This window comes from Bacteroidales bacterium, from assembly GCA_013314715.1.
Taxonomy (GTDB): domain Bacteria; phylum Bacteroidota; class Bacteroidia; order Bacteroidales; family GWA2-32-17; genus Ch61.
Map to the genome: position 1 here is coordinate 12,197 of JABUFC010000036.1, position 21,247 is coordinate 33,443.

The 21,247-nt window shown below is 33.4% G+C and carries 14 protein-coding genes; 6 read left to right on the forward strand and 8 right to left on the reverse strand.

All coding sequences use genetic code 11. The features are described 5' to 3' along the window. Positions 1-3 precede the first annotated feature (3 nt). The 6 genes from HPY79_09105 to HPY79_09130 are packed head-to-tail and all read right to left on the reverse strand — an operon-like array spanning position 4 to position 6,394. The gene (locus HPY79_09105) at positions 4-1,245 is read right to left on the reverse strand and encodes a glycosyltransferase (protein ID NSW45956.1); all 1,242 of its coding nucleotides are present in this window, start codon (positions 1,243-1,245) and stop codon (positions 4-6) included. A 34-nt stretch (positions 1,246-1,279) separates the two neighbouring features. Beyond that, entirely contained in the window at positions 1,280-2,416 is a 1,137-nt protein-coding gene (locus HPY79_09110; GenBank protein NSW45957.1) for a glycosyltransferase family 4 protein, read from the reverse strand. Next, positions 2,404-3,339, reverse strand: coding sequence for a hypothetical protein (locus HPY79_09115; GenBank protein ID NSW45958.1), 936 nt, complete (start codon positions 3,337-3,339; stop codon positions 2,404-2,406). Before HPY79_09115 ends, HPY79_09110 begins: the two co-directional genes overlap by 13 nt. Positions 3,340-3,348: 9 nt before the next feature. After that, the gene (locus tag HPY79_09120; GenBank protein ID NSW45959.1) at positions 3,349-4,275 is read right to left on the reverse strand and encodes a hypothetical protein; all 927 of its coding nucleotides are present in this window, start codon (positions 4,273-4,275) and stop codon (positions 3,349-3,351) included. A gap of 8 nt (positions 4,276-4,283) precedes the next feature. After that, on the reverse strand, positions 4,284-5,048 hold the full coding sequence (locus HPY79_09125) for an FkbM family methyltransferase (protein NSW45960.1): 765 nt from the start codon (positions 5,046-5,048) through the stop codon (positions 4,284-4,286). An 8-nt stretch (positions 5,049-5,056) separates the two neighbouring features. Further along, positions 5,057-6,394 (reverse strand): oligosaccharide flippase family protein, encoded by a 1,338-nt coding sequence (locus HPY79_09130; protein NSW45961.1) that lies wholly within the window; start codon positions 6,392-6,394, stop codon positions 5,057-5,059. 135 nt (positions 6,395-6,529) lie between these two features. On the opposite strand from HPY79_09130, the gene HPY79_09135 reads away from it, so the two are divergent. Genes HPY79_09135 through pgeF form a run of 5 tightly spaced genes read left to right on the forward strand, consistent with a single transcriptional unit; the run spans position 6,530 to position 15,325 of the window. Beyond that, on the forward strand, positions 6,530-11,650 hold the full coding sequence (locus tag HPY79_09135; protein ID NSW45962.1) for a T9SS type A sorting domain-containing protein: 5,121 nt from the start codon (positions 6,530-6,532) through the stop codon (positions 11,648-11,650). Between the two features lies 1 nt (position 11,651). Then, on the forward strand, positions 11,652-12,236 hold the full coding sequence (gene rdgB, locus HPY79_09140; protein NSW45963.1) for an RdgB/HAM1 family non-canonical purine NTP pyrophosphatase: 585 nt from the start codon (positions 11,652-11,654) through the stop codon (positions 12,234-12,236). Continuing rightward, on the forward strand, positions 12,229-13,272 hold the full coding sequence (locus tag HPY79_09145; protein ID NSW45964.1) for a 3-dehydroquinate synthase: 1,044 nt from the start codon (positions 12,229-12,231) through the stop codon (positions 13,270-13,272). Before rdgB ends, HPY79_09145 begins: the two co-directional genes overlap by 8 nt. After that, a complete protein-coding gene (gene aroA, locus HPY79_09150) occupies positions 13,262-14,506 on the forward strand; it encodes a 3-phosphoshikimate 1-carboxyvinyltransferase (protein ID NSW45965.1) in 1,245 nt (414 codons plus the stop codon). Before HPY79_09145 ends, aroA begins: the two co-directional genes overlap by 11 nt. Further along, positions 14,507-15,325 carry a peptidoglycan editing factor PgeF gene (gene pgeF, locus HPY79_09155; GenBank protein ID NSW45966.1) on the forward strand — a complete coding sequence of 273 codons (819 nt, stop codon included), beginning with the start codon at positions 14,507-14,509 and terminating at the stop codon, positions 15,323-15,325. Positions 15,326-15,365: 40 nt separating this feature from the next. On the opposite strand, the gene folK is transcribed toward pgeF, so the two are convergent. After that, the gene (gene folK / locus HPY79_09160; GenBank protein NSW45967.1) at positions 15,366-15,854 is read right to left on the reverse strand and encodes a 2-amino-4-hydroxy-6-hydroxymethyldihydropteridine diphosphokinase; all 489 of its coding nucleotides are present in this window, start codon (positions 15,852-15,854) and stop codon (positions 15,366-15,368) included. 32 nt (positions 15,855-15,886) lie between these two features. On the opposite strand from folK, the gene dnaE reads away from it, so the two are divergent. After that, positions 15,887-19,603, forward strand: coding sequence for a DNA polymerase III subunit alpha (gene dnaE, locus HPY79_09165; protein NSW45968.1), 3,717 nt, complete (start codon positions 15,887-15,889; stop codon positions 19,601-19,603). 763 nt (positions 19,604-20,366) lie between these two features. Here the strand turns inward: dnaE and HPY79_09170 are convergent. Then, positions 20,367-20,966, reverse strand: a complete 600-nt coding sequence (locus HPY79_09170) for a hypothetical protein (GenBank protein ID NSW45969.1) — start codon at positions 20,964-20,966, stop codon at positions 20,367-20,369. Between the last annotated feature and the right edge of the window lie 281 nt (positions 20,967-21,247).

The window sequence follows — 21,247 nt, forward strand, 5'->3', positions numbered from 1 at the left end:
TTTTTAAACACATAATTCAAATATTTTTTTCACAAACTCACCATAATTCTTTTCTGCTTCAAAATTTTCTTTCCAAAATTGGTAAGCATTTTCTCTATACTGCTGCTTTTCAATATCGGGTAAATTTAAATAATTTTTTATAATTTTTGCCACATCATCTACCTTAAAACCTTTGGGAACCAAAAAACCAACTTTTTGATTAACAACTTCACAAACTCCCCCCACGTTAGTGGCTAAAACGGGTATTCCTGCTGATAAAGCCTCCATAATGCTAACTGGCACTCCTTCCGACTCGCTTAAATTGATAAACAAATCCACATAATTTTTATGATAAAAATCTAAAATTTCTTCATTGGGAACATTGCCTTTGAACTCATATTTTACATACTGAAGTTTTTCTTGGGCTAATTCTTCTAACCTGTTTCGAAGTGGACCATCTCCAAAATGTACCCACTTCAAATTTTTTATATTTAGTATGGCTAGCAACTCTACAATTAAATGAATTCTTTTTAATGGAATTATGTGGCTGCAACTGCAGATAAGTATTCCATCGTGATTTTTATTTTCAATGGGTAAACGATGATTGATTTTTCCAAGACGTGAAACCGCAATTTTATTATTATATTCATTCCCCAATAACGAAATAAACGCTTTACGACCGGCCTCAGATATGGAGTAAGTTACATCTAAATTTGAGACGATAAACTTTTTAAAAGGCAAATAAGGCGGTTGATGCCTTTCAAAAAAAACATCCCAGCCGTGAGCTCGTGATACACAAACCATTGAATTATTTTTTGCTTTCATTAAGGATAAGGCTAAAGCTTTATAGTCGTTCCAGTAAGAATAATAAATGGTTTTATTTTGGGAAATGGCTTCTTTAAATAATACATCCAATAGTTGTTTTTTCACTTTTAAGGCTCTTACCACATCCATATACATCAACTTAAAAAGTATCACCGAAGGTTTTAGCTTGTAATTTTTTATTGCAAACCTCCACTCTTCCATAAAAAATGAACTAAGTATTTTGGGAAGTGCCTTTACTTTATCAAAAAAAGATACAAAATCACTAACAGGGTAAACTATCATATTTTTAGGCACATAACGATTAAAATTAACGCTCTGTTGTGATTTTACAACTACAATCACTTTTTCAAATCGGTCAGCAATAACCCTCATCTCATCATCGATAAAAAATTCGCCGTGAGTAATTGGGTAATTATCGGTTAATAAAATAAGGGTTTTCATGTTCAAAACTTTGAATAATTATAAAATCTATGCATTAGCACTTTTGCATGTATATATTTAAAAGTTTTTCAGTGTGTTTCTTCATATCATATTGTTTTGCAAATGTCTGTGCATAATTTGACATAGCAAGAAATTTTTCACGATTATGCCATAATTCAATGATTTTATCTACAAATTCAACTTCATTTTGTTCAAAAATTAAATATCCATTTTTATCATTTTCAATTATATCTCTGTTCCCTTTACCGTCGAGTGCTATAATAGGCAAACCAGATGCCATCGCCTCTAAAAAAACTAATCCAAAAGGTTCATACCATGCACTGTGAACATAAATATGATGACTCCGATACATTTGTTTCATATCATGAATAATTCCAGGTAAATCATAAAATTCATCCAAATTATTTTCCCTTATTAAATCAATCACATCTTGTCGTAAAAGTCCATTGCCAATTAAAGTCATTTTAAATGGAACGTTTCTTTTTTTAAGTTCAATCCCTATTTTCACTAAAAACATTTGATTTTTTTTGGGTTGAAAGCTTCCTACATTAATTAATTTTATAGGATATTCTAGTTCTTTTCTAAAAGCTTCAGGATTAAAAAACTTTTCAAAATCAAATCCATAATAAATTAAATGAACTTTCGCTTTTAATTTAGTTGATAAGACTTTCTGGTAAAAATCATAGGTATGCTTTGAATTGGCAATAAAATGAGTTTCAACTTTTGAATATTTTTTAGCAATAAGATACCTTTTTTCTAGCCATTGTATCAGTTTTTTTTTATTAAAAAGAAATTTCCATTCAAAATTTGCAAATTGTTCCATATTATCGTGTCCATGACACACATAAACACAATTTTTTAAAATGTAATAAGAACTAATAAACTCGCCTAAAAAACGGTGTGTATGGATAACGTGAGGTTTAAAATCATCAAGCAGTTTTTTTAAAATCGTATTCTCATTTTTTCGTCTAAAAGAAAATGTTTGAAAATTCAAAGTCACGATATTAAAATCTTTTGTTTCGGCTTCGTATTGGTTATTGTCAAACAAAGATGCTATAATAAAATCAACTGTATTTACTGCTTGGAGTTGCTTACATAAATCAACCAAATATCGTTCAGCTCCGCCTTTTCCAAGATCAGTAATAATAAATAATATCCTTAATTTTTCCATAAACATTTTTTTAATTTTCTAACTCTTGGTCTTACACGATACATCAATTTAACAAATAAATAATTGATTGGTGTAATGTTTTTTTCCCATTTTTTGTAGTATTTTTCAAAAATCTTTTCTTGAGTTAATAAATATAATATTTTCAGTTGAGGGACATGAACGTTTTTTTGATAATAATACCTTACTAACTCTTGCTTTTGCAAATCGTAATAAGACCAATATCCGGCATCAAATCGGGGCAAATTTTGCCGGATAGTTTCCAAACAAGCATCAATATTGTATTTAACCATAATATTCCCGGTTACCCGATATAAATCAAATAAACCAAATAATGCATAAATAAACCCATTAAGAACATAAGAGGGTGGTTCAGAAGGAAATTCCTCATACCATAAATGACCATCTTTATCTATACGTTTTACACCTCCATCTTTAACATCCACATTCATAAATTGATAAGCCTTCCAGGCTGTCTCTAACAACGAGGAATTTTGAGTAATCTGATATACTCTCAAGTAGAGAGAAATAACTTCTCCTTGTGCCATAGCCGATGGCCAAGGAGCTTTAATATTGTATTTTTTATCGTCAAAATTGTTATACCAAACAGCCCATTGTTCGGTTTCGTGTTTCAACTTTTCTAATCGTTCTATACACGCAAAAAGGTTTTTCAATTTGTTTTCGTCTTGGTATTCAAGCCAATCGGCATGAAGCATAAATCCATACTGGCAAATATTTACCGGAAAATATTCGTATCTACCATTGATTCCAATCATGGGAACATGCTGATCGTCAAATTTGCCGTCATAGTAATTTTGGGTGTAGTGAACCATAGCTGGACGCATATCAATATAATATACTCCCAAGCTTTTATCCCAACTTACCTTGCCTAATCTTAACGTAATTTTTTTACTCTCCTCTTTCATGGTTTATTTTCATAAAGGTCGAATCCCATAGTTATCGATTATTATTCCTTTAACCATATCCTTAGGAGTAGCAAAGCATATTTTTTCTTTCCCCTCCCATGGAGCTTTGGTACCATCGTGTCGCCATTGACTCGACTTAAAATTCATAAAGTGAATATAAATGAAATTTCGTGCAACATCGCGATTGTTGGTAATTTTACTGTCAATATAATACCACGTATCGGGTTGTTGGCTATTTAATGTTCCATCAAGCCAGGGTTTAAAAACGAACGGCGTGGTGTATTGTTCTTTCAGATAAAGTTTTCGGGTTTTGTAAAATGATAGTTTGTTTAAAAACTTTTCGGGTAGCCTTAGCTTAAATTTATCGTTGACCTTATGTAAATTATTTTGTACATACGCATTGGTTATTCCATGTTCATCAATACCCACAAAATCGGGATGATACAGAGCCTCTTTCCATCGGTATATTTTTCTAAACATTGTTCGGTTTTTCTCATTGTTTCTGAAAAGGGCAAAATGTCCTGAAATGCGGTGGCTGTGGGTTGAAAACACATCGTATTTTGCAAGCAATTCATCGGTATAGAACGAACGAATATCACCAAACAACAGATCAACGTCGCACCAGCCATAAAAATCGTAGTCTTTAAAATCTACTTGATGAATATATCCGAACAATGGACGTAAATCGCAAAGTTTATAAGCGTTGGGAGGATTAAAATTCAATCCTGTAACTTGGTTTACAAACGAAATATAATCGCTAAAAGTAAGCGATCGAACTTTAATGTTTTGGGCATCAAGCAGCGATGTATCGCAATCAGTATAAAACAGAAAATCAATAGTTGAATTACGCTTGATGGTTTCTACAAATAATGCAAACCACTCCGGCCAGCGTCCAAAGTAAGGGATAAGGATTATTATGGAGTTTTTTCTTTTCACTTTACTAACTAAGAATTTAAATAACAAATAATGTTTTCTCCTTTATGCGACAATACAAAATCATAATTTACTAATGTGCTAAAAAACTGTTTTGAGCATCCTTTTCTTAACCAATCATGCAACTCTATTATAATAACTTTTGTAATAGGTAGCCATTGTTCAAAATTACTTTGAAACAATTCAATTTCTGAACCTTCAATATCAATTTTTAAAATATCAATCTGCGTGATCTGGTGTATATTGATGAGATCTATCATCGTCAACGTTTTAACGTTATCCTGATTTTCATGAGTGGATTCCATTACTGAGTAGCCCCACTCTCCAAGATTATTATCTTTTATGCTCAAATCTGCATGTTTATGCCAAATAGCATTATGATATATAACAATATTCTGATAATTTTTAGTGTTTTTTAGTAACATATCATAGTTATTTTTTTCAGGCTCTAATGCTATAATTTTTGATTCAGGAAACTTATTTGCAAAAAAGACGGAAGACAAGCCGATATTTGCCCCTAAATCAATGATTACATTGGGTTTGAATTCAAGCTTTATATTGTACTCCTGATTAAAAAGAACTTGATAAAAGGTTTGAATATCTGAACTTTCAGCCCGTAAATATAAGGGGTACTTATATTCCTTGTGTTTAAATTTTATTTCTTTTTTTCTTGAAATAAATAGCTGTTTAACATAAAAGATAAGACCATTCCAACCAAATCTAAGAAAGTGATTTCGGATATAATTTATTCGTAATAATTGTTTAATTAACTGCATATTTAAATTTATGATTTTGTTTTAATAAATGATTTGAAATAGGATGACACTGTTTTAATATCGTGGTAATTCATCAAATAATAATTACCAAATGGCATTTTTAATTTAATGTGTACAAAATACGCCATGGTTAAAAACGAAGCAAAATAAGTAAAAGTTGACGCTAGTGAAGCACCTACCAACCCAAAATATTTTATTAATATAAAATTGAATACAATATTAACAACAAAACTCAATATTGTTGCATATAAATTATAAATTTGTTTATTGCAAGAAGCTATATAAACAGCATATAATCTTGACACATTTGAAAAAATAATACCTGGCAACAATATTTGAAAAAGAAATGCAGCACTTCTAAAATCCGCTCCATAAATAAGTGGGATAATCCAGTTTGCTATTAAAAAGCTAAAAACAGCCAATAAAATTAATGAAGTGAAATTTATTTTTGAATATTTGTAAAACATTTTTTCTTTTTCTCTTATATTTTCTCCTGATAAAAAGGGCATTAATACATTTCCAATAGGAGCAGAAATCATATTAAAGATTACAATTAAGTTAGTGGCCAATGAAAACAGCCCAATAGCAACTTCGTCAAGATAATAATTCAAAAACCACAAACTTAATCTTGCATTAAAAAAACCAATAAATAAAGATAAATGTGTATATAATGTGAATTCAATCATTGGTTTAAAATCTTTTGAATAAGAGACATTAAAACTAGGCTTAATATTTATGTCTTTATAAAAATAGTATATAAATTGAAATATATTTATTAATGAAACAAATAACAAACAATATAGAAGTATTTTTGTATCAATTTCAAACAAATTTGATTTATGAATAAAAAACAGTAAACCAAAAGATAAAAAATTCAATATACTATTGTAGAACAATATTTTATTTAATTTATTGAATTTTTTCATTCCTTGAAAAAATCCTGTTGCTATCCCTCCAATAATTGATAAAATTGAAAACAAATAAAGCCAAACTAAATACAATACTCCGCTATATTTTTCTGGGAATAATAGTTCTTTGTAATTTGAATAGTTAAGAAACAACAACAATAGAAAAATCAAGATACTACAAGCTATAATTATATATAGAGAGATCGCTAAAATTTTATTTTTTGCAATGGTACCTGAAGGTAAAAAGTACGTTAATGCGCTTCCAAAACTCAACGAAAAAAAAACAGCAATCAATTGAGCATTTGCCTGATACAAAGCAAAAACGCCTTTCCCTTCTGGACCAATCATTCGAGCAATAAAAACACCTGATATAATTCCAAATAATTGAATTGGGATTTGAGTTAAAAATGTATATAATATGCTACTGCTAAGCTTCACTTTTTTTGAAACAAAAATACATTAAATATTTATTCGATTTTTATAATAGGGTTGGTTTAATTAGCATTTATATTGCTTTTAAGAATTTTGTAATGGGTTTAACTTTGATTCAACCAAATTGATTATCTTTGTATTATGAAACTACGGGCAATTATAGTAACTCTAGTTATTTTATCTCTTAGCTTTGCTGCATATAGTCAATTTAATTATTCAAGATTAAAGCTTTGGCTTACTTCAGACACCATTGATACAGTTAATAATAAAATTACTCATTGGTTTGACAGAAGTGGCTATCATTACGATTTAAGCCAAACTATACCCAACTGGCAACCTACATTTTCTTTTAGCCCTATTCTAAATCATAATACACTATGTTTTGATGGAAACGACCTCCTTAATTCACCTAACCTCAACCTTTTAAATTGTGAAATTTTTATGATAGCTAAAGGATATGAAGTTAATAATCAATATTTCGGATTTGGAAGTGGATATTATGTTAATTTTCTTAATGATCGATCTATTATTTACCTTGAAGGAGGAAATTATAGATATTTTACACCACAACAAAATACCAACGTTTTTCAAATTCATAATTTTGGATGGAGTAATGGAGATGCATCTACTGCATTCTTAAATATCAACAACATACCTTTAAATTACGGGAGTACCATTGCTAATACAGGCTTTATACTTAATGACTTAAAAGTTGGAGCCAATGCATTAAAAGGAGAAATTGCTGAAATTATTGTTTTCGATACTATTTTAAACCCAACCCTACGCGATAGTGTCGTTTTGTATCTTCAAAATAAATACGCACCACCTGTGCGTTTACCTAACGATACGATACTTAATACTTTCTGTACTATTACCATAAAGCCACAAGGTTATTTTACTGCTTACCTTTGGAACACCGGTGAAACAACTGATAGCATTACCGTTCAATCTACAGGATATTATAAAGTTACAGCCACCGACATTTTTGGACGACAAAGCACCGATAGTATTTGGGTGCAATTCCCAGAGGCACAGTTTGCTAGCACCTATCAGCTATGTTTTGGCGATTCGATGCTTATTACATCTGCGTTAGGCAATAGCATGAATTATAACTGGAGCAACGGAGGAAATCAAAGTTATACCTATGTAAAACAAGAAGGTTGGTATTATGTAACCATTACTGACGCACAATATTGTTATTACATCGATTCTTTCTTTGTCGATATTGACAGTTTGGCCATGCATCCGCTCTTTGTAAGCGATACCACTCACTTATGCGAGGGCAATTTACTTAACTTTAATCCCTATAGCTTTCCTATTGCACATTACCTGTGGCAACCAACCGGTGATACGCTACCACAGACTACCGTTACACAAAGCGGCTATTATACGCTAAGCGTTACAGATGTTGTTGGATGCCAAAACAAAGATTCTATTTTTGTTGATATTATTGGAAGCATTCCAATGATTGATTTCACATTTGACACCATTTGTTTAGGAACCATAACGACTTTCACTAATTTATCTTCATTAAATTACGATTCTTTATTATGGGAATTTGGAGATGGCAGCATTTCAAAAGATTTTAATACAACTCATTTATTTTTAGCATCTGGCAATTATTGGGTTAAGCTAACATTATATAACGGAGCTTGTAGTAATTACGTTACGAAAACAATAATAGTTAAAGAAAAACCTATTGCTAATTTTAATTATTCATTGTCATGTACAGGGTTACCTACCAACTTTTATAACTTATCATACAGCAATGATAGTATTATAGAAACACTTTGGAACTTTGATGGAATTCATACAAGTACCTCAAATAATCCTTCTTTTATCTTTACAAACAATGGGAATTATTCGGTTTCATTAAATATTACCTCTGCAAATGGATGCAAAGATTCGATTATTAAAACTATTAATATATCTGATTCCGCAGTTTTGCCAATTATTAGTTTATATTACCCGGAAAATAATATTACTATTGCCAATAATCAAGTTAATTTTGTTTGGACTGCAAGTAATGCCATAAAATATATCTTTGAATTATCTCTTGATTCATTTGTAACTATTATAACTTCCGATACAACTGTATATAATTATGTCCATTTATTTCTAGAAAATAAAACATATTTTTGGAGAATAAAGGCATTTAATTATTGCAATCAAGAAAGCATTTCTGAAATATATAAATTTAGCGTTTTTACTCCTCAGACTTTAAATGGTTTAAAACTTTGGCTTACTTCAGACACCATTGATACAGTTAATAATAAAATTACTCATTGGTTTGACAGAAGTGGCTATCATTACGATTTAAGCCAAACTATACCCAACTGGCAACCTACATTTTCTTTTAGCCCTATTCTAAATCATAATACACTATGTTTTGATGGAAACGACCTCCTTAATTCACCTAACCTCAACCTTTTAAATTGTGAAATTTTTATGATAGCTAAAGGATATGAAGTTAATAATCAATATTTCGGATTTGGAAGTGGATATTATGTTAATTTTCTTAATGATCGATCTATTATTTACCTTGAAGGAGGAAATTATAGATATTTTACACCACAACAAAATACCAACGTTTTTCAAATTCATAATTTTGGATGGAGTAATGGAGATGCATCTACTGCATTCTTAAATATCAACAACATACCTTTAAATTACGGGAGTACCATTGCTAATACAGGCTTTATACTTAATGACTTAAAAGTTGGAGCCAATGCATTAAAAGGAGAAATTGCTGAAATTATTGTTTTCGATACTATTTTAAACCCAACCCTACGCGATAGTGTCGTTTTGTATCTTCAAAATAAATACGCACCACCTGTGCGTTTACCTAACGATACGATACTTAATACTTTCTGTACTATTACCATAAAGCCACAAGGTTATTTTACTGCTTACCTTTGGAACACCGGTGAAACAACTGATAGCATTACCGTTCAATCTACAGGATATTATAAAGTTACAGCCACCGACATTTTTGGACGACAAAGCACCGATAGTATTTGGGTGCAATTCCCAGAGGCACAGTTTGCTAGCACCTATCAGCTATGTTTTGGCGATTCGATGCTTATTACATCTGCGTTAGGCAATAGCATGAATTATAACTGGAGCAACGGAGGAAATCAAAGTTATACCTATGTAAAACAAGAAGGTTGGTATTATGTAACCATTACTGACGCACAATATTGTTATTATATCGATTCTTTCTTTGTCGATATTGACAGTTTAGCCATGCATCCGCTCTTTGTAAGCGATACCACGCACTTATGCGAAGGTAATTCGCTTAGCTTTAATTCTTATAATTTCCCTATTGCACATTACCTGTGGCAACCAACCGGTGATACGCTACCACAGACTACCGTTACACAAAGCGGTTATTATACGCTAAGCGTTACAGATGTTGTTGGATGCCAAAACAAAGATTCTATTTTTGTAGAGATTACAGGCAAGGCACCTATTGCCAATTTTTCGGCTACCCATACATGCAAAGGCGACAGTACACTTTTTACAGATTTATCTATTCCACTCGACAGTTCACCCATCAATACCTGGCAATGGATTATTAACAACGACACCCTCAACGAACAAAATCCATCGTATTTGTTTTCGCAATATGGTACTTATGCCATTAAACTAAATGTAGGCACCGAAGCAGGTTGTTTTCAAACGAACGAACAAAACATTACTGTTCACCCACTACCCATTTGCGATTTTGACGCTATTCGATTATGCAACAACCACGCTACTTATTTCTCTTCTCATTCTCATATTCCAGTAGGCTCTATTGCTGGCTTAACCTGGAAATGGGGAGATGGAACGTTCAGCTTCGATAGCGACACTACTCATATCTACGCATTACCCAACAACTACACAGTAACACTTATTGCCGAAAGCGATGAGGGTTGTATCGATAGTATTGCACAAAATATCGAAATTAAACCAAGCCCCGTAGCCGGTTTTGATGTTTCGCCTTCGTGCAATGAGAACCCTACTTTTTTTGCCGATACCAGTCAAACCTATTACTATAACCCTATTATGCACTGGGAGTGGTGGTTTGGCGATGGTGCTACTTCTTTTACTCAACACCCCCAACATGTATATCAGCAAAGCGGAAATTATATAATTACATTAGCCATACAATCGCTCAATGGATGCAGCGATACTGTTCAAAAAAACATTTTAGTTTCCACAAAACCACAGGCAAATTTTATTGCAGATACCGCATGTGTTCATCAACCTTTAATTTTAGAAGATGCTTCATCAATAATAAATGGTACTATTGACGAATGGAATTGGTATGTTCATAATAATTTTGTTTCTTCATTGCAAAATGCAACTTTAACACTCACATCTTCGGGTAGCTTGCCTATAACACTAATTGTTACCTCCAATACTCGATGCACCGATACCATCACAAAAAACATTACCGTTTATCCCAAACCCAGCGTAAATTTCGACCTTCAACCGACTTATGGAGCTGTTCCATTAACGGTATATTTCAATAACCTATCTGAATTTGGACAATCATATTGGAATTTCGGCGATGGTAGTACATCAACCATTACTCAGCCAACACATAATTTTACCGATACAGGCAAATACACCATTTGGCTTACCTTAACCAACATTCACGGATGCAAAGATTCTATTTCTAAAACAGTATTAGTTGTGCCAAATTGGCTCGATTTAGCTATTGAAAAAATATTTTATATTAAAGACAATCTATTTTTAACGGTTCAGGTTTTAGTCGCCAATGTGGGTACACTTCCTATCGAAAATCCCTATGTAACTCTTATGGTCGATGGCAATCGTTTAGTTTCTGAATTAATTACCGACACTCTTTTTTCGGGCGATAAAATTATGTACACCTTTACAAGTAAAATACCTATAGCCGATGCAACTCCTTCATATATATGCGTTCAAGGACAAGTATGGCAAACACAAAATGAAGTCAACAATCAAAATAATGAGCAATGCATTGCCTTAAGCGAAGAAGAACAATTACTTAATTTTTACCCCAATCCTGCTCAAAACAATATTCATATTCTATTGCAATTAGATGAGGATCAAACTATTTATATTCAGTTAACAGATATTACAGGCAAAAAACTGCTATATCAACCATTAACACTGGAAAAAAGCTTTCATCAACTAAATATTTCTTTGGAAAACCTCTCACAAGGAATTTATATTATACAAATACGAACGAAAAAAAATACCTTTGTGCATAAATTTATGAAAGAATAGTATGGATTTGATTTTTGCTTCGAATAATAAACACAAAGCCGAAGAAATAAGACTCTTACTACCCACCCATATTCGTTTACTAACGCTGTCGGAGGTAGGCTTTTTTAAAGAAATAGAAGAAACAGGGCTAACTTTAGAAGAAAATGCACGCATAAAGGCAAGAACTGTTTTTAACGAAATTAAACAACCCGTTTTTGCCGATGATACAGGACTCGAAGTAGAAGCATTGGGTGGTAAGCCAGGCGTTTATTCGGCACGTTACGCGGGTGAAGATGGCAACTCAGATGCTAATATGAAAAAACTCCTTCGTGAAATGAAGGATATTCAAAATCGTAATGCTCAATTTCGCTGTTGTATTGTTTTAATTGTAAACGAAAAAGAATATTTATTTAATGGTATCGTAAGAGGGACAATAGCTCATTCGCCTCGAGGAAACAATGGTTTTGGCTACGATCCTATTTTTGTCCCCGAAGGCGATATACATACCTTTGCAGAAATTCCTCTTTGTGTAAAAAATACATTGAGCCATCGCACATTAGCTATAAAGCAAATGATCGAATTTATAAATCAAACCATGCATGCTTAAGCCTATAACATATCAACACGCCAGAGGGGAATGCAAAATTATTTTCAATCCCTTTTCGTTGTTTGTACATCAACTACCACAAAATTCGGTTTTTATTGTCGATAAAAACGTTTATCAATTATACCTTAACATTTTCAATAAAATAAAAAAACCTATTTATATTTATCAAGCCAGCGAAAAAAGAAAAACGCTGAAATCATTAGAATATATTTTTAATTTTTTTTATGATAATGCCGTTGATAGAGGATTTACCATAGCCGTTGTAGGAGGTGGTATAACGTGCGATATTGGTGCTATGGCTGCGTCTTTATGGAAACGAGGTTGCAAACTCGTACTGGTGCCAACAACGCTTTTAGCAATGATAGACGCAGCAATCGGCGGAAAAACAGCGATCAATTTTCATTCAATAAAAAACAGCGTTGGTACTTTTTATCATGCCGATAAAATTTGGATCGATACTAAGTTTTTAAACACACTTCCCATAGAAATCTATACAGAAGGTATTCCAGAAATCATCAAACATGCCCTATCGCTTAATAAAAATTTACTCGAGCAACTTATAAAAATCAATGCTGATTCTTTTGGGTATCTAAAAAATATAAGTGATGACATCATTTACGAAAACATTATAACCAAACTAAGCATCGTAACTTCCGACCCTGAAGAAAAAAACATAAGAAAAATATTAAACGTGGGGCATACGGTTGGACATGCATTTGAACTCTCGTATGGACTACCTCACGGAATAGCTGTGGCTAATGGCATTCTTGTAGAACTTGAAACATTCAATTTACTGGGCTACATTGACGATCCCTCAGTATTAACTATATCAAAAACACTTTTAAAACCATTTATATCTAATAAAATAAAAAAAGAAATTGAACCTTTATTGCCATTTTTGTTACAAGATAAAAAACGAAATATGGACGAAATTTCTATTCCGATTGTAAAATCAATTGGAAATACCATTATCCAAAATATTCAAATAACCGACTTTACAAAAGCCTTGCAAGAAGTACTTTTAAATGAACGTTAAAATCAACATACCTTATTTGAATGGGCAATGGACAGCTCCATCATCTAAAAGTGAACTTATACGATTTATTGCCATTGCCATGCAGTGCGAAGAAACAAGCACACTAAATAACGTAACCTGGTGCAACGATAGCTATGCTATGCTCAACACAGCCGAAGCGTGGGGAGCTGATATCGAACTATCCGAAAATAGGTTACAAATTAAAGGCTGCATAGAACCACAATCGCACGAATTCAATACAGGTGAATCGGCTCTTTGCCTACGTTTGATGATACCTATTTTGGCATGCCACAAAGGCACATACAAATTGCAAGCAGAAGGTACTTTGCTTAATCGCCCTGTCGGCGAAATTGAAAACATTATCAAGCAACTGGGTGCTCATATCCAAACAAATCAGAATTTCCCACCTATAACCATTACCGGCAGTATTCAAGCTGGTAGCCTTACTATCGAGAATCCAATCACATCGCAAAATTTAAGCGGTTTGCTTATGGCATTGCCTTTATTAAAAGACAATAGTCGAATAGCTGTAAATAAACTCATTAGTCAACCTTATATTAAACTAACGCTTTCGTGTTTACAACAAGCAGGAATTAACATTACGGTCAATTCAATGTTTAACGAGTTTATTATTCAAGGCAACCAAGCTTTTAAACCTATATCAACTTCAATAGAAGGCGATTGGAGTGCTGCATCGCTTTTTTTAGTTGCAGCCGCTATAAATGGTCAACTGCGATTAAAAAATCTTAATCCACAAAGTTTACAAGCCGATAAAGCAATATTAAATTTTATTTCAACTAAATACGACCATCAATACCATTGTAGAAAACAAGCCATTCAAGCTTTTGAAGCCGATATTACCCATTGCCCCGATTTATTTCCTGCCCTTATGGTTTTGGCTCTAAATGCAAACAATAGTTGCAAAATCACTGGCATTAACCGTTTATTATACAAAGAAAGCAATAGAATTGACAAGTTTATTGAAGAATTCTCAAAATTTGGTGGTAAATATAGCATTCAAGGCGATATACTCCATATACGACCACCCGAAAAAATAGACTCAGCAACCATTAACGCTCACAACGACCACCGCATAGCAATGGCTGCTGCTATGGCTACCATCGGAAGCGATGCTGATGCTACTATTGTTGGGGCTGAGTGTGTTAATAAATCTTATCCTTCTTTTTGGGAAGACCTTCAATGTTTAGGTGCCAACCTTTCAATAAACAATTAAATGAAGCCTTACATTATACAACGAAAAAATCATATAGCATGGATTGAATTTCCCATTCTATCTCAATTTTCCGAGTTGGTGCATTTTTCTACCCTACGAATGGGAGGGTTTAGCAATCACCCACAAGCATCGCTCAACATGGGTTTTGTACGAACCGACTTCACAACCAAAGTAATCGAAAACCGAAAATTAGTAGCCGAATCCTTGGGTATACCTATTGAAAATATGATATTTTCGCGTCAAACTCATAGCGACCACATTGCCATAGTTTCTGCTGTTGATAAAGGCAAAGGCGTTTTTTATAAACCTACTGCTATACAAGATAATGATGGGTATGTAGTCTCCGAACCCCTTATTTGCCCAGTTGTAATGACTGCCGATTGCGTGCCTGTATTTCTCTACGACCCTCAAAACAAAATAGCATCGGTCGTACATTCGGGCTGGCGAGGAACCGTTCAACACATTGCATCCAAAGCGGTTGATATAATGGTAGCTAAAGGATCACATGTAAATAATATTGTAGCCGCCATAGGTCCATCGGCTGGAAGTTGTTGTTACCAAGTTGGCGAAGAAGTACTCGAAAAATTTGTTAGTGCATATGGAACTGAAGCCTATCGTTTCTTTTCATCACCCAAACCGCCCTTTACGGTAAATTTATGGGATGCTATACGCACTTCGCTCATACGAAGCGGTCTAACACCTAAACATATTGCCCAAACCGATTTATGCACTATTTGTAATCCACATATGTTTTTTTCTGCACGCAACAATAAAGGAATGACCGGCAGAATGGCTTCGGGCATAATGATTAAACCTTAAACATAAAACTCTACTAAAAAATTTAATTGAGCGACAATAACTATATTTTTCTAATTCTACCTTTATCGGAGCATTGCTTTATTAGTATTGAAATAGATGATTGCAGCAAAGGATGCTCCCATTCGGGGCTAATCTCTTGCAATGGCAATAAAACAAATAAACGTTCGTGCAAATGTGGATGAGGTAATGTTAATATAGATGAAGTTAACAAACATTTATCACAAAAGAGAATATCTAAATCAATTATTCGATCAACATAAAACGTTTCATTAACATTACTACGTCGTCGACCCATTTTTTTTTCAATATCTAACAAAAAAGCTAAAAGTTGTTCAGCCTCAAAATAACTTTCGTATAAAATAACTGCATTGTAAAACCAATTTTCGCTTTTATACCCCCAAGGCTCTGACTCATAAATTGAAGATTGCTTTAATACCTTACCTCCCAGATCTTTTATAGCTTCAATTGCCTGATTTATATTACTAATACGATTCCCAATATTACTACCTAAACTAATCCCGTATAACATTCTTAAATTGTTAATAAAAAGCTTCTAAAGTTATGAACAATTCTAATCAAATACGCATACTAATTCTTAATTTTACGAAAAATATTTTTTTTATGAGTTTTGTTCATTTACATGTTCATACACAGTATTCTATCCTTGATGGTGCTTCTAATATCAAAAAATTAATAAAACGAGCTGTCGATTTGGGCATGCCTGCTTTAGCTATTACTGATCATGGAAATCTTTTTGGTATTAAAGAATTTTTAAATGAATGCAAAAAACATAACGATGCCGAAAAGAAAAAACAAAAAGAAGCCCTTGAAAAAGGTGAGACTTACGAACCTCGTTTTTTAAAACCAATTGTAGGTTGCGAAATGTATTTAGCACGTCGCTCTCGGTTCGATAAAGATAAAAACTCCGACGACCGAAGCGGAAATCATTTAATCGTATTAGCAAAAAATATAACCGGATATCATAATCTATTAAAACTTGTCTCACTATCGTATATAGAAGGTTTTTATAGCAAGCCTCGCATCGATAAAGAAATACTCTTTAAATACAAAGACGGTCTTATTATATCTACCGCTTGTATTGCTGGCGAAATTCCTTCTGCCATTAGAAAAAATGATATAGAACTGGCACACAAACTAATATTAGAATACAAAGAACAATTTGGCAACGATTTTTATCTCGAATTGCAAATGCATAAAACCAACGACCCCACAGCCGATAATGAAGTTTTTAAAGAACAAGAAAAAGTCAATAAAGTACTTATAGAGCTTTCGAAACAAACAGGAGTAAAACTAATTTGCACCAACGACGTTCATTTTATCAATCAAGAAGATGCAGAGGCTCACGATAGGTTAATATGTATCAACACCAATGTTCCGGTTAACGATCCCTATCGCTTACGCTACACCAAGCAAGAATGGCTCAAATCGCCCGAAGAAATGAAAGCTCTTTTTTCGCATATACCTGAAGCGATAGAAAACACCCTTGAAATAGCTCATAAAGTAGAAGAATACGATATTAACAATTCACCAATAATGCCTATTTTTCCTATACCAAAAGACTTTGCCGATGAAGAAACATACAAACAAAAATATACCGAAAATGACCTTATCGAAGAGTTTGGTGCAGATAATTTTAAACGTTTAGGAGGATACGATAAAGTATTGAGAATAAAATTCGAAGCCGATTATCTCGAACATCTTGTTAACATTGGGAAACAAAAACGTTATGGTAAACAAATAACCCCCGAAATTGAAGAACGAATACAGTTTGAACTCAATACCATTAAACGAATGGGTTACCCTGGTTATTTTTTAATTGTTCAGGATTTTATCAATCAGGCTCGTAAAATGGGTGTTTGGGTCGGTCCTGGACGTGGTTCTGCAGCAGGTTCGGTAGTTTCGTATTGTTTAAACATTACAAACCTCGATCCTATAAAATATAATTTGCTATTTGAGCGTTTTTTAAACCCCGAACGAATTTCATTGCCCGATATAGATATCGACTTCGACGAAGATGGCCGCGAAGTTATTTTAAATTGGGTTGTAAAAAAATATGGCGAAGACAAAGTTGCCAATATTGTTACCTTTGGACGTATGGCAGCAAAATCGGCCATTAAAGATGTTGCCAGAATTCAAAATGTTCCTTTACAAGAAGCTATTCGACTTACCAAACTTATACCTGAAAAAGAAGTAACCCTCGAAAAAGCTTACGAAGGCTCAGCAGAACTTAAAAATGAATTAGAAAATGGTTCGCCACTTATAGTCGAAACACTTAAGTATGCTCAAACACTCGAGGGCAGTGTAAGGCAGACAGGTATCCACGCATGCGGAATTATTATTAGCCGCGACCCACTTATGGAACATGTCCCCGTTTTTAAGTCGAAAGACTCGGAATTGCTCGTTACTCAATACGATGGACATTTTCTCGAAGAAATCGGTATGCTCAAAATGGACTTCCTCGGACTTAAAACATTATCTATTATAAAAGATGCTATCGATAACATAAAACTTCGCTACAATAAAGAAATTGACATTAACACCATTCCGCTTGACGATAAAAAAACATTTGAGCTATTTAGCAAAGGGCTTACAACCAGCGTTTTTCAATTTGAATCGGAAGGGATGAAACGATACCTTAAAGAACTTAAACCTGACCGTCTCGAAGATCTTATTGCGATGAATGCTCTATTTCGACCAGGACCATTAAAATACATCCCTCAGTTTATTGCACGAAAACATGGCAAAGAAAAAATTGAATACGACTTACCTCAAATGGAAGAGTTTCTTAAAGAAACTTACGGCATAACCGTCTATCAGGAACAGGTAATGCTTCTTTCGCAAAAACTTGCTAATTTTACCAAAGGCGAAGCAGACGCACTCCGCAAGGCAATGGGTAAAAAACAACGCGAAGTACTCGACAAAATGAAAAGTCGCTTTATGGATGGTTGTAAACAAAACAACCTCGATCTTAGCAAGTGCGAAAAAATATGGTCAGATTGGGAAGCTTTTGCCGAATACGCATTCAATAAATCGCACTCAACTTGCTATGCCTACCTTGCTTATCAAACTGCATATTTAAAAGCTCATTATCCGGCTGAATTTATTGCTGCCAACCTTAGTCGCAACCTCGCCGATATTAAAGAAATAACCAAACTTATGAACGATTGCCGTCGAATGGGCATTAAGGTATTAGGTCCAAGCGTAAACGAAAGCCATATTCGCTTCACTGTTAACAAAGATGGAAACATCCGTTTTGGCTTAGGGGGCATTAAAGGACTTGGCGAAGCCGTTGCCAATGCTATAATCAACGAACGCAAGAACGGACCTTATACTTCTATTTTTAATTTTGCCGAACGTCTCGATCCCACTATGGTAAACAAACGAAGCTACGAAGCGTTAGCTTATGCTGGTGCATTCGACGAATTTACTAACGTTCAACGACATCATTATTTTAATGATAATGGTCCTTCGTTTATCGAACAATTGCTTAAATACAGCCAACAAATTCGTAACGATAAATTATCGAACCAAAACACACTTTTTGGAAGTTCTTTACCAATAGCCATTACCCCACCTACCATTCCCGTTTGCGAAGAATGGAGTACCATATATAAATTAAAAAAAGAAGCCGAATACATTGGCATTTACTTATCATCGCACCCACTCGACCCCTATCTATTCGACATCGAAATGCTTACCAATACCACACTATCAGAACTGTCAAACTTAGAACTTTTAAAAGATAAAGAATTAAAATTTGCAGGCATGGTCAACGAGGTAACACAAAAAACTACCAAAACAGGAAAACCATATCTCTCTGCCACTATCGAAGACTATACCGATATTTACCATATTAATCTATTTGGTCAAGATTTCGTTAATTATGCAAATTATTTTAAACAGGGTTTAGCTATTATTATTAAAGCTCACGTACCACAAAAAAAAGAAGATCAAAACTCATTTCAACCTGACCTTGCTATTAAAAAAGTTCTGCTTCTAAGCGAAATGCGTAATTTATACAAAAAAATTACCATTCAACTATGCATAGAAGATTTGACCGAAAGTTTTATTAAAGATTTTTTAGAGGCCTTGAAAATGGCAGGAAAAGGAAAAACCGAATTAAATCTTCGGCTTTATACTAACATTGAAGAAGATAAAGATTTAAAATTCGATATGGTTTCGAAAAAATACAAAATATTTTTGTCAAACGATTTTATTAACTTCCTTCGCGAAAACGAAATATCTTTTAGTATTTAACTTTTGCATAATACATATACCCCCATCATTGAAGCAAGGTAGCAATAAAAAAGCTACTTTCTTTTTTTTTAAATAGCTTTACGTTATTTATAATAGCAAAACACTACCATTTAAACCAAGTACAATGAATAAACAAATTCAACCAGACTAATAAAAATAGAAATATTTTTAAAGTAATCAACTCAACACCCACCGTCATACCGAGCTTGTCGAGGTATAACCATTCACCAATCTAAATGAGCATAAGGGGTCATTCTTCGACAAGCTCAGAATGACGAGCAAAAAACTAGCTTTTATTCACCAAGATTGAGATAAATTAAAAGAATTGTCAAAGTCGAGTTCTTCAAGTAAGTAATAGATAGATTAAAAATAAGTAATTCAATTCAACCCTACACCCACCGTCATACCGAGCTTGTCGAGGTATAACCATACGCAAAACTAAATGGGCATTGGGGTCATTCTTCGACAAGCTCAGAATGACGACAAAAAGGTTGGACTCGACCATAAAGGAATTTTGCAAAGGTCTCTAAGTTTCAAGAATTTGTCCGTTGAAACTTTCACTATAAGGATGTCCAAGTAAGATATACACTTTCATAATGTAGTTTTCTTGTATTTTTTACATTTTTCCATAACGTTTTGGCGCTTAGCGCAGTGGCGGATTTCGGAGCATTTCACTGTCAAACTACGATAAAATTTATTTGTTGTACTACCCTCCTTATCAGCACTTTCTGCACGCTTGATTTTATCCTTTGTTATGGGCTTGTTATTCTGCTATTTCCATATTAATTATACTTATTTTATCTTGCCAAGAGTTTGATGATTCATGGTAAAATTTTCCATGTATAAATTTTACTTTGTATTTTTTATTGCAGAATGATTCGATAATACTCATCCCCTCAGATTCATTTTCTTCCCATTTAATAAAATCTGGAACTTCATTTGCCTCCAATAGCCCACCAATTTTATCTTTAAAGGCTATTGTTACACCGTCCTCATGAATGTTTCCATAAACTAATTCTAATTCAGCAACAATATAGCCATTATCATCCATAAAAACCCTTTCTTGATTGCACTTATTAAGTTCTACTTTATATTTTTCAATAGCTGTATTTTTTTCCTTTATCTCATTTACAAAGTTTAATTGCTTAATTAAAGCATCCTTTATCTGATTTTCTAATTGCAATATTTGTTGAGTATAATTTGATTCTTGATTTATAATAACTGACTTAAGGCTATCAATTACCTTTTTTTGACTTTCAATTATTTCTTTTTTTGATTGAGCAATTGTCTCGATTGTTAATGCGCAAAGAAAAGTTAGTAATATTGTAACTATTCTTAATGTTTGATGGGATTTATTTTTCATATTATGTAAATTAAATTTTGTCTTACTCGTATGGCTTTTCAGTTCCGCCCTGTTTTTTAAATGTGGTTTTCTTGTCTCCACTTTTTTTTGTCTGTCACTTTAGGTGGTCAGCCTGCCTTGAACCGCTATGTTGTTTAAACTTGCCCATAACGGCTTCGGAATTACCTTCGGTGAGAACGCTACGCTTAGTTGGTGCAGCAGAGCCCGATGTTTTGCTTGCAAAACAGTAAAGGGCGAAGCTGCATCCTAATCGGGCTCTGTTACACCAATTCTCGTGATAG

Excerpts from the sequence above, each read along its gene's own strand:
- HPY79_09125 (NSW45960.1), bottom strand. The coding sequence starts at position 5,048 with ATGCAGTTAATTAAACAATTATTACGAATAAATTATATCCGAAATCAC.
- folK (NSW45967.1), bottom strand. The coding sequence starts at position 15,854 with ATGTTATACGGGATTAGTTTAGGTAGTAATATTGGGAATCGTATTAGT.
- HPY79_09110 (NSW45957.1), bottom strand. The coding sequence starts at position 2,416 with ATGGAAAAATTAAGGATATTATTTATTATTACTGATCTTGGAAAAGGC.
- HPY79_09105 (NSW45956.1), bottom strand. The coding sequence starts at position 1,245 with ATGAAAACCCTTATTTTATTAACCGATAATTACCCAATTACTCACGGC.
- pgeF (NSW45966.1), top strand. The coding sequence starts at position 14,507 with ATGAAGCCTTACATTATACAACGAAAAAATCATATAGCATGGATTGAA.
- rdgB (NSW45963.1), top strand. The coding sequence starts at position 11,652 with ATGGATTTGATTTTTGCTTCGAATAATAAACACAAAGCCGAAGAAATA.
- HPY79_09115 (NSW45958.1), bottom strand. The coding sequence starts at position 3,339 with ATGAAAGAGGAGAGTAAAAAAATTACGTTAAGATTAGGCAAGGTAAGT.
- HPY79_09145 (NSW45964.1), top strand. The coding sequence starts at position 12,229 with ATGCTTAAGCCTATAACATATCAACACGCCAGAGGGGAATGCAAAATT.
- HPY79_09170 (NSW45969.1), bottom strand. The coding sequence starts at position 20,966 with ATGAAAAATAAATCCCATCAAACATTAAGAATAGTTACAATATTACTA.
- dnaE (NSW45968.1), top strand. The coding sequence starts at position 15,887 with ATGAACAATTCTAATCAAATACGCATACTAATTCTTAATTTTACGAAA.
- HPY79_09135 (NSW45962.1), top strand. The coding sequence starts at position 6,530 with ATGAAACTACGGGCAATTATAGTAACTCTAGTTATTTTATCTCTTAGC.
- aroA (NSW45965.1), top strand. The coding sequence starts at position 13,262 with ATGAACGTTAAAATCAACATACCTTATTTGAATGGGCAATGGACAGCT.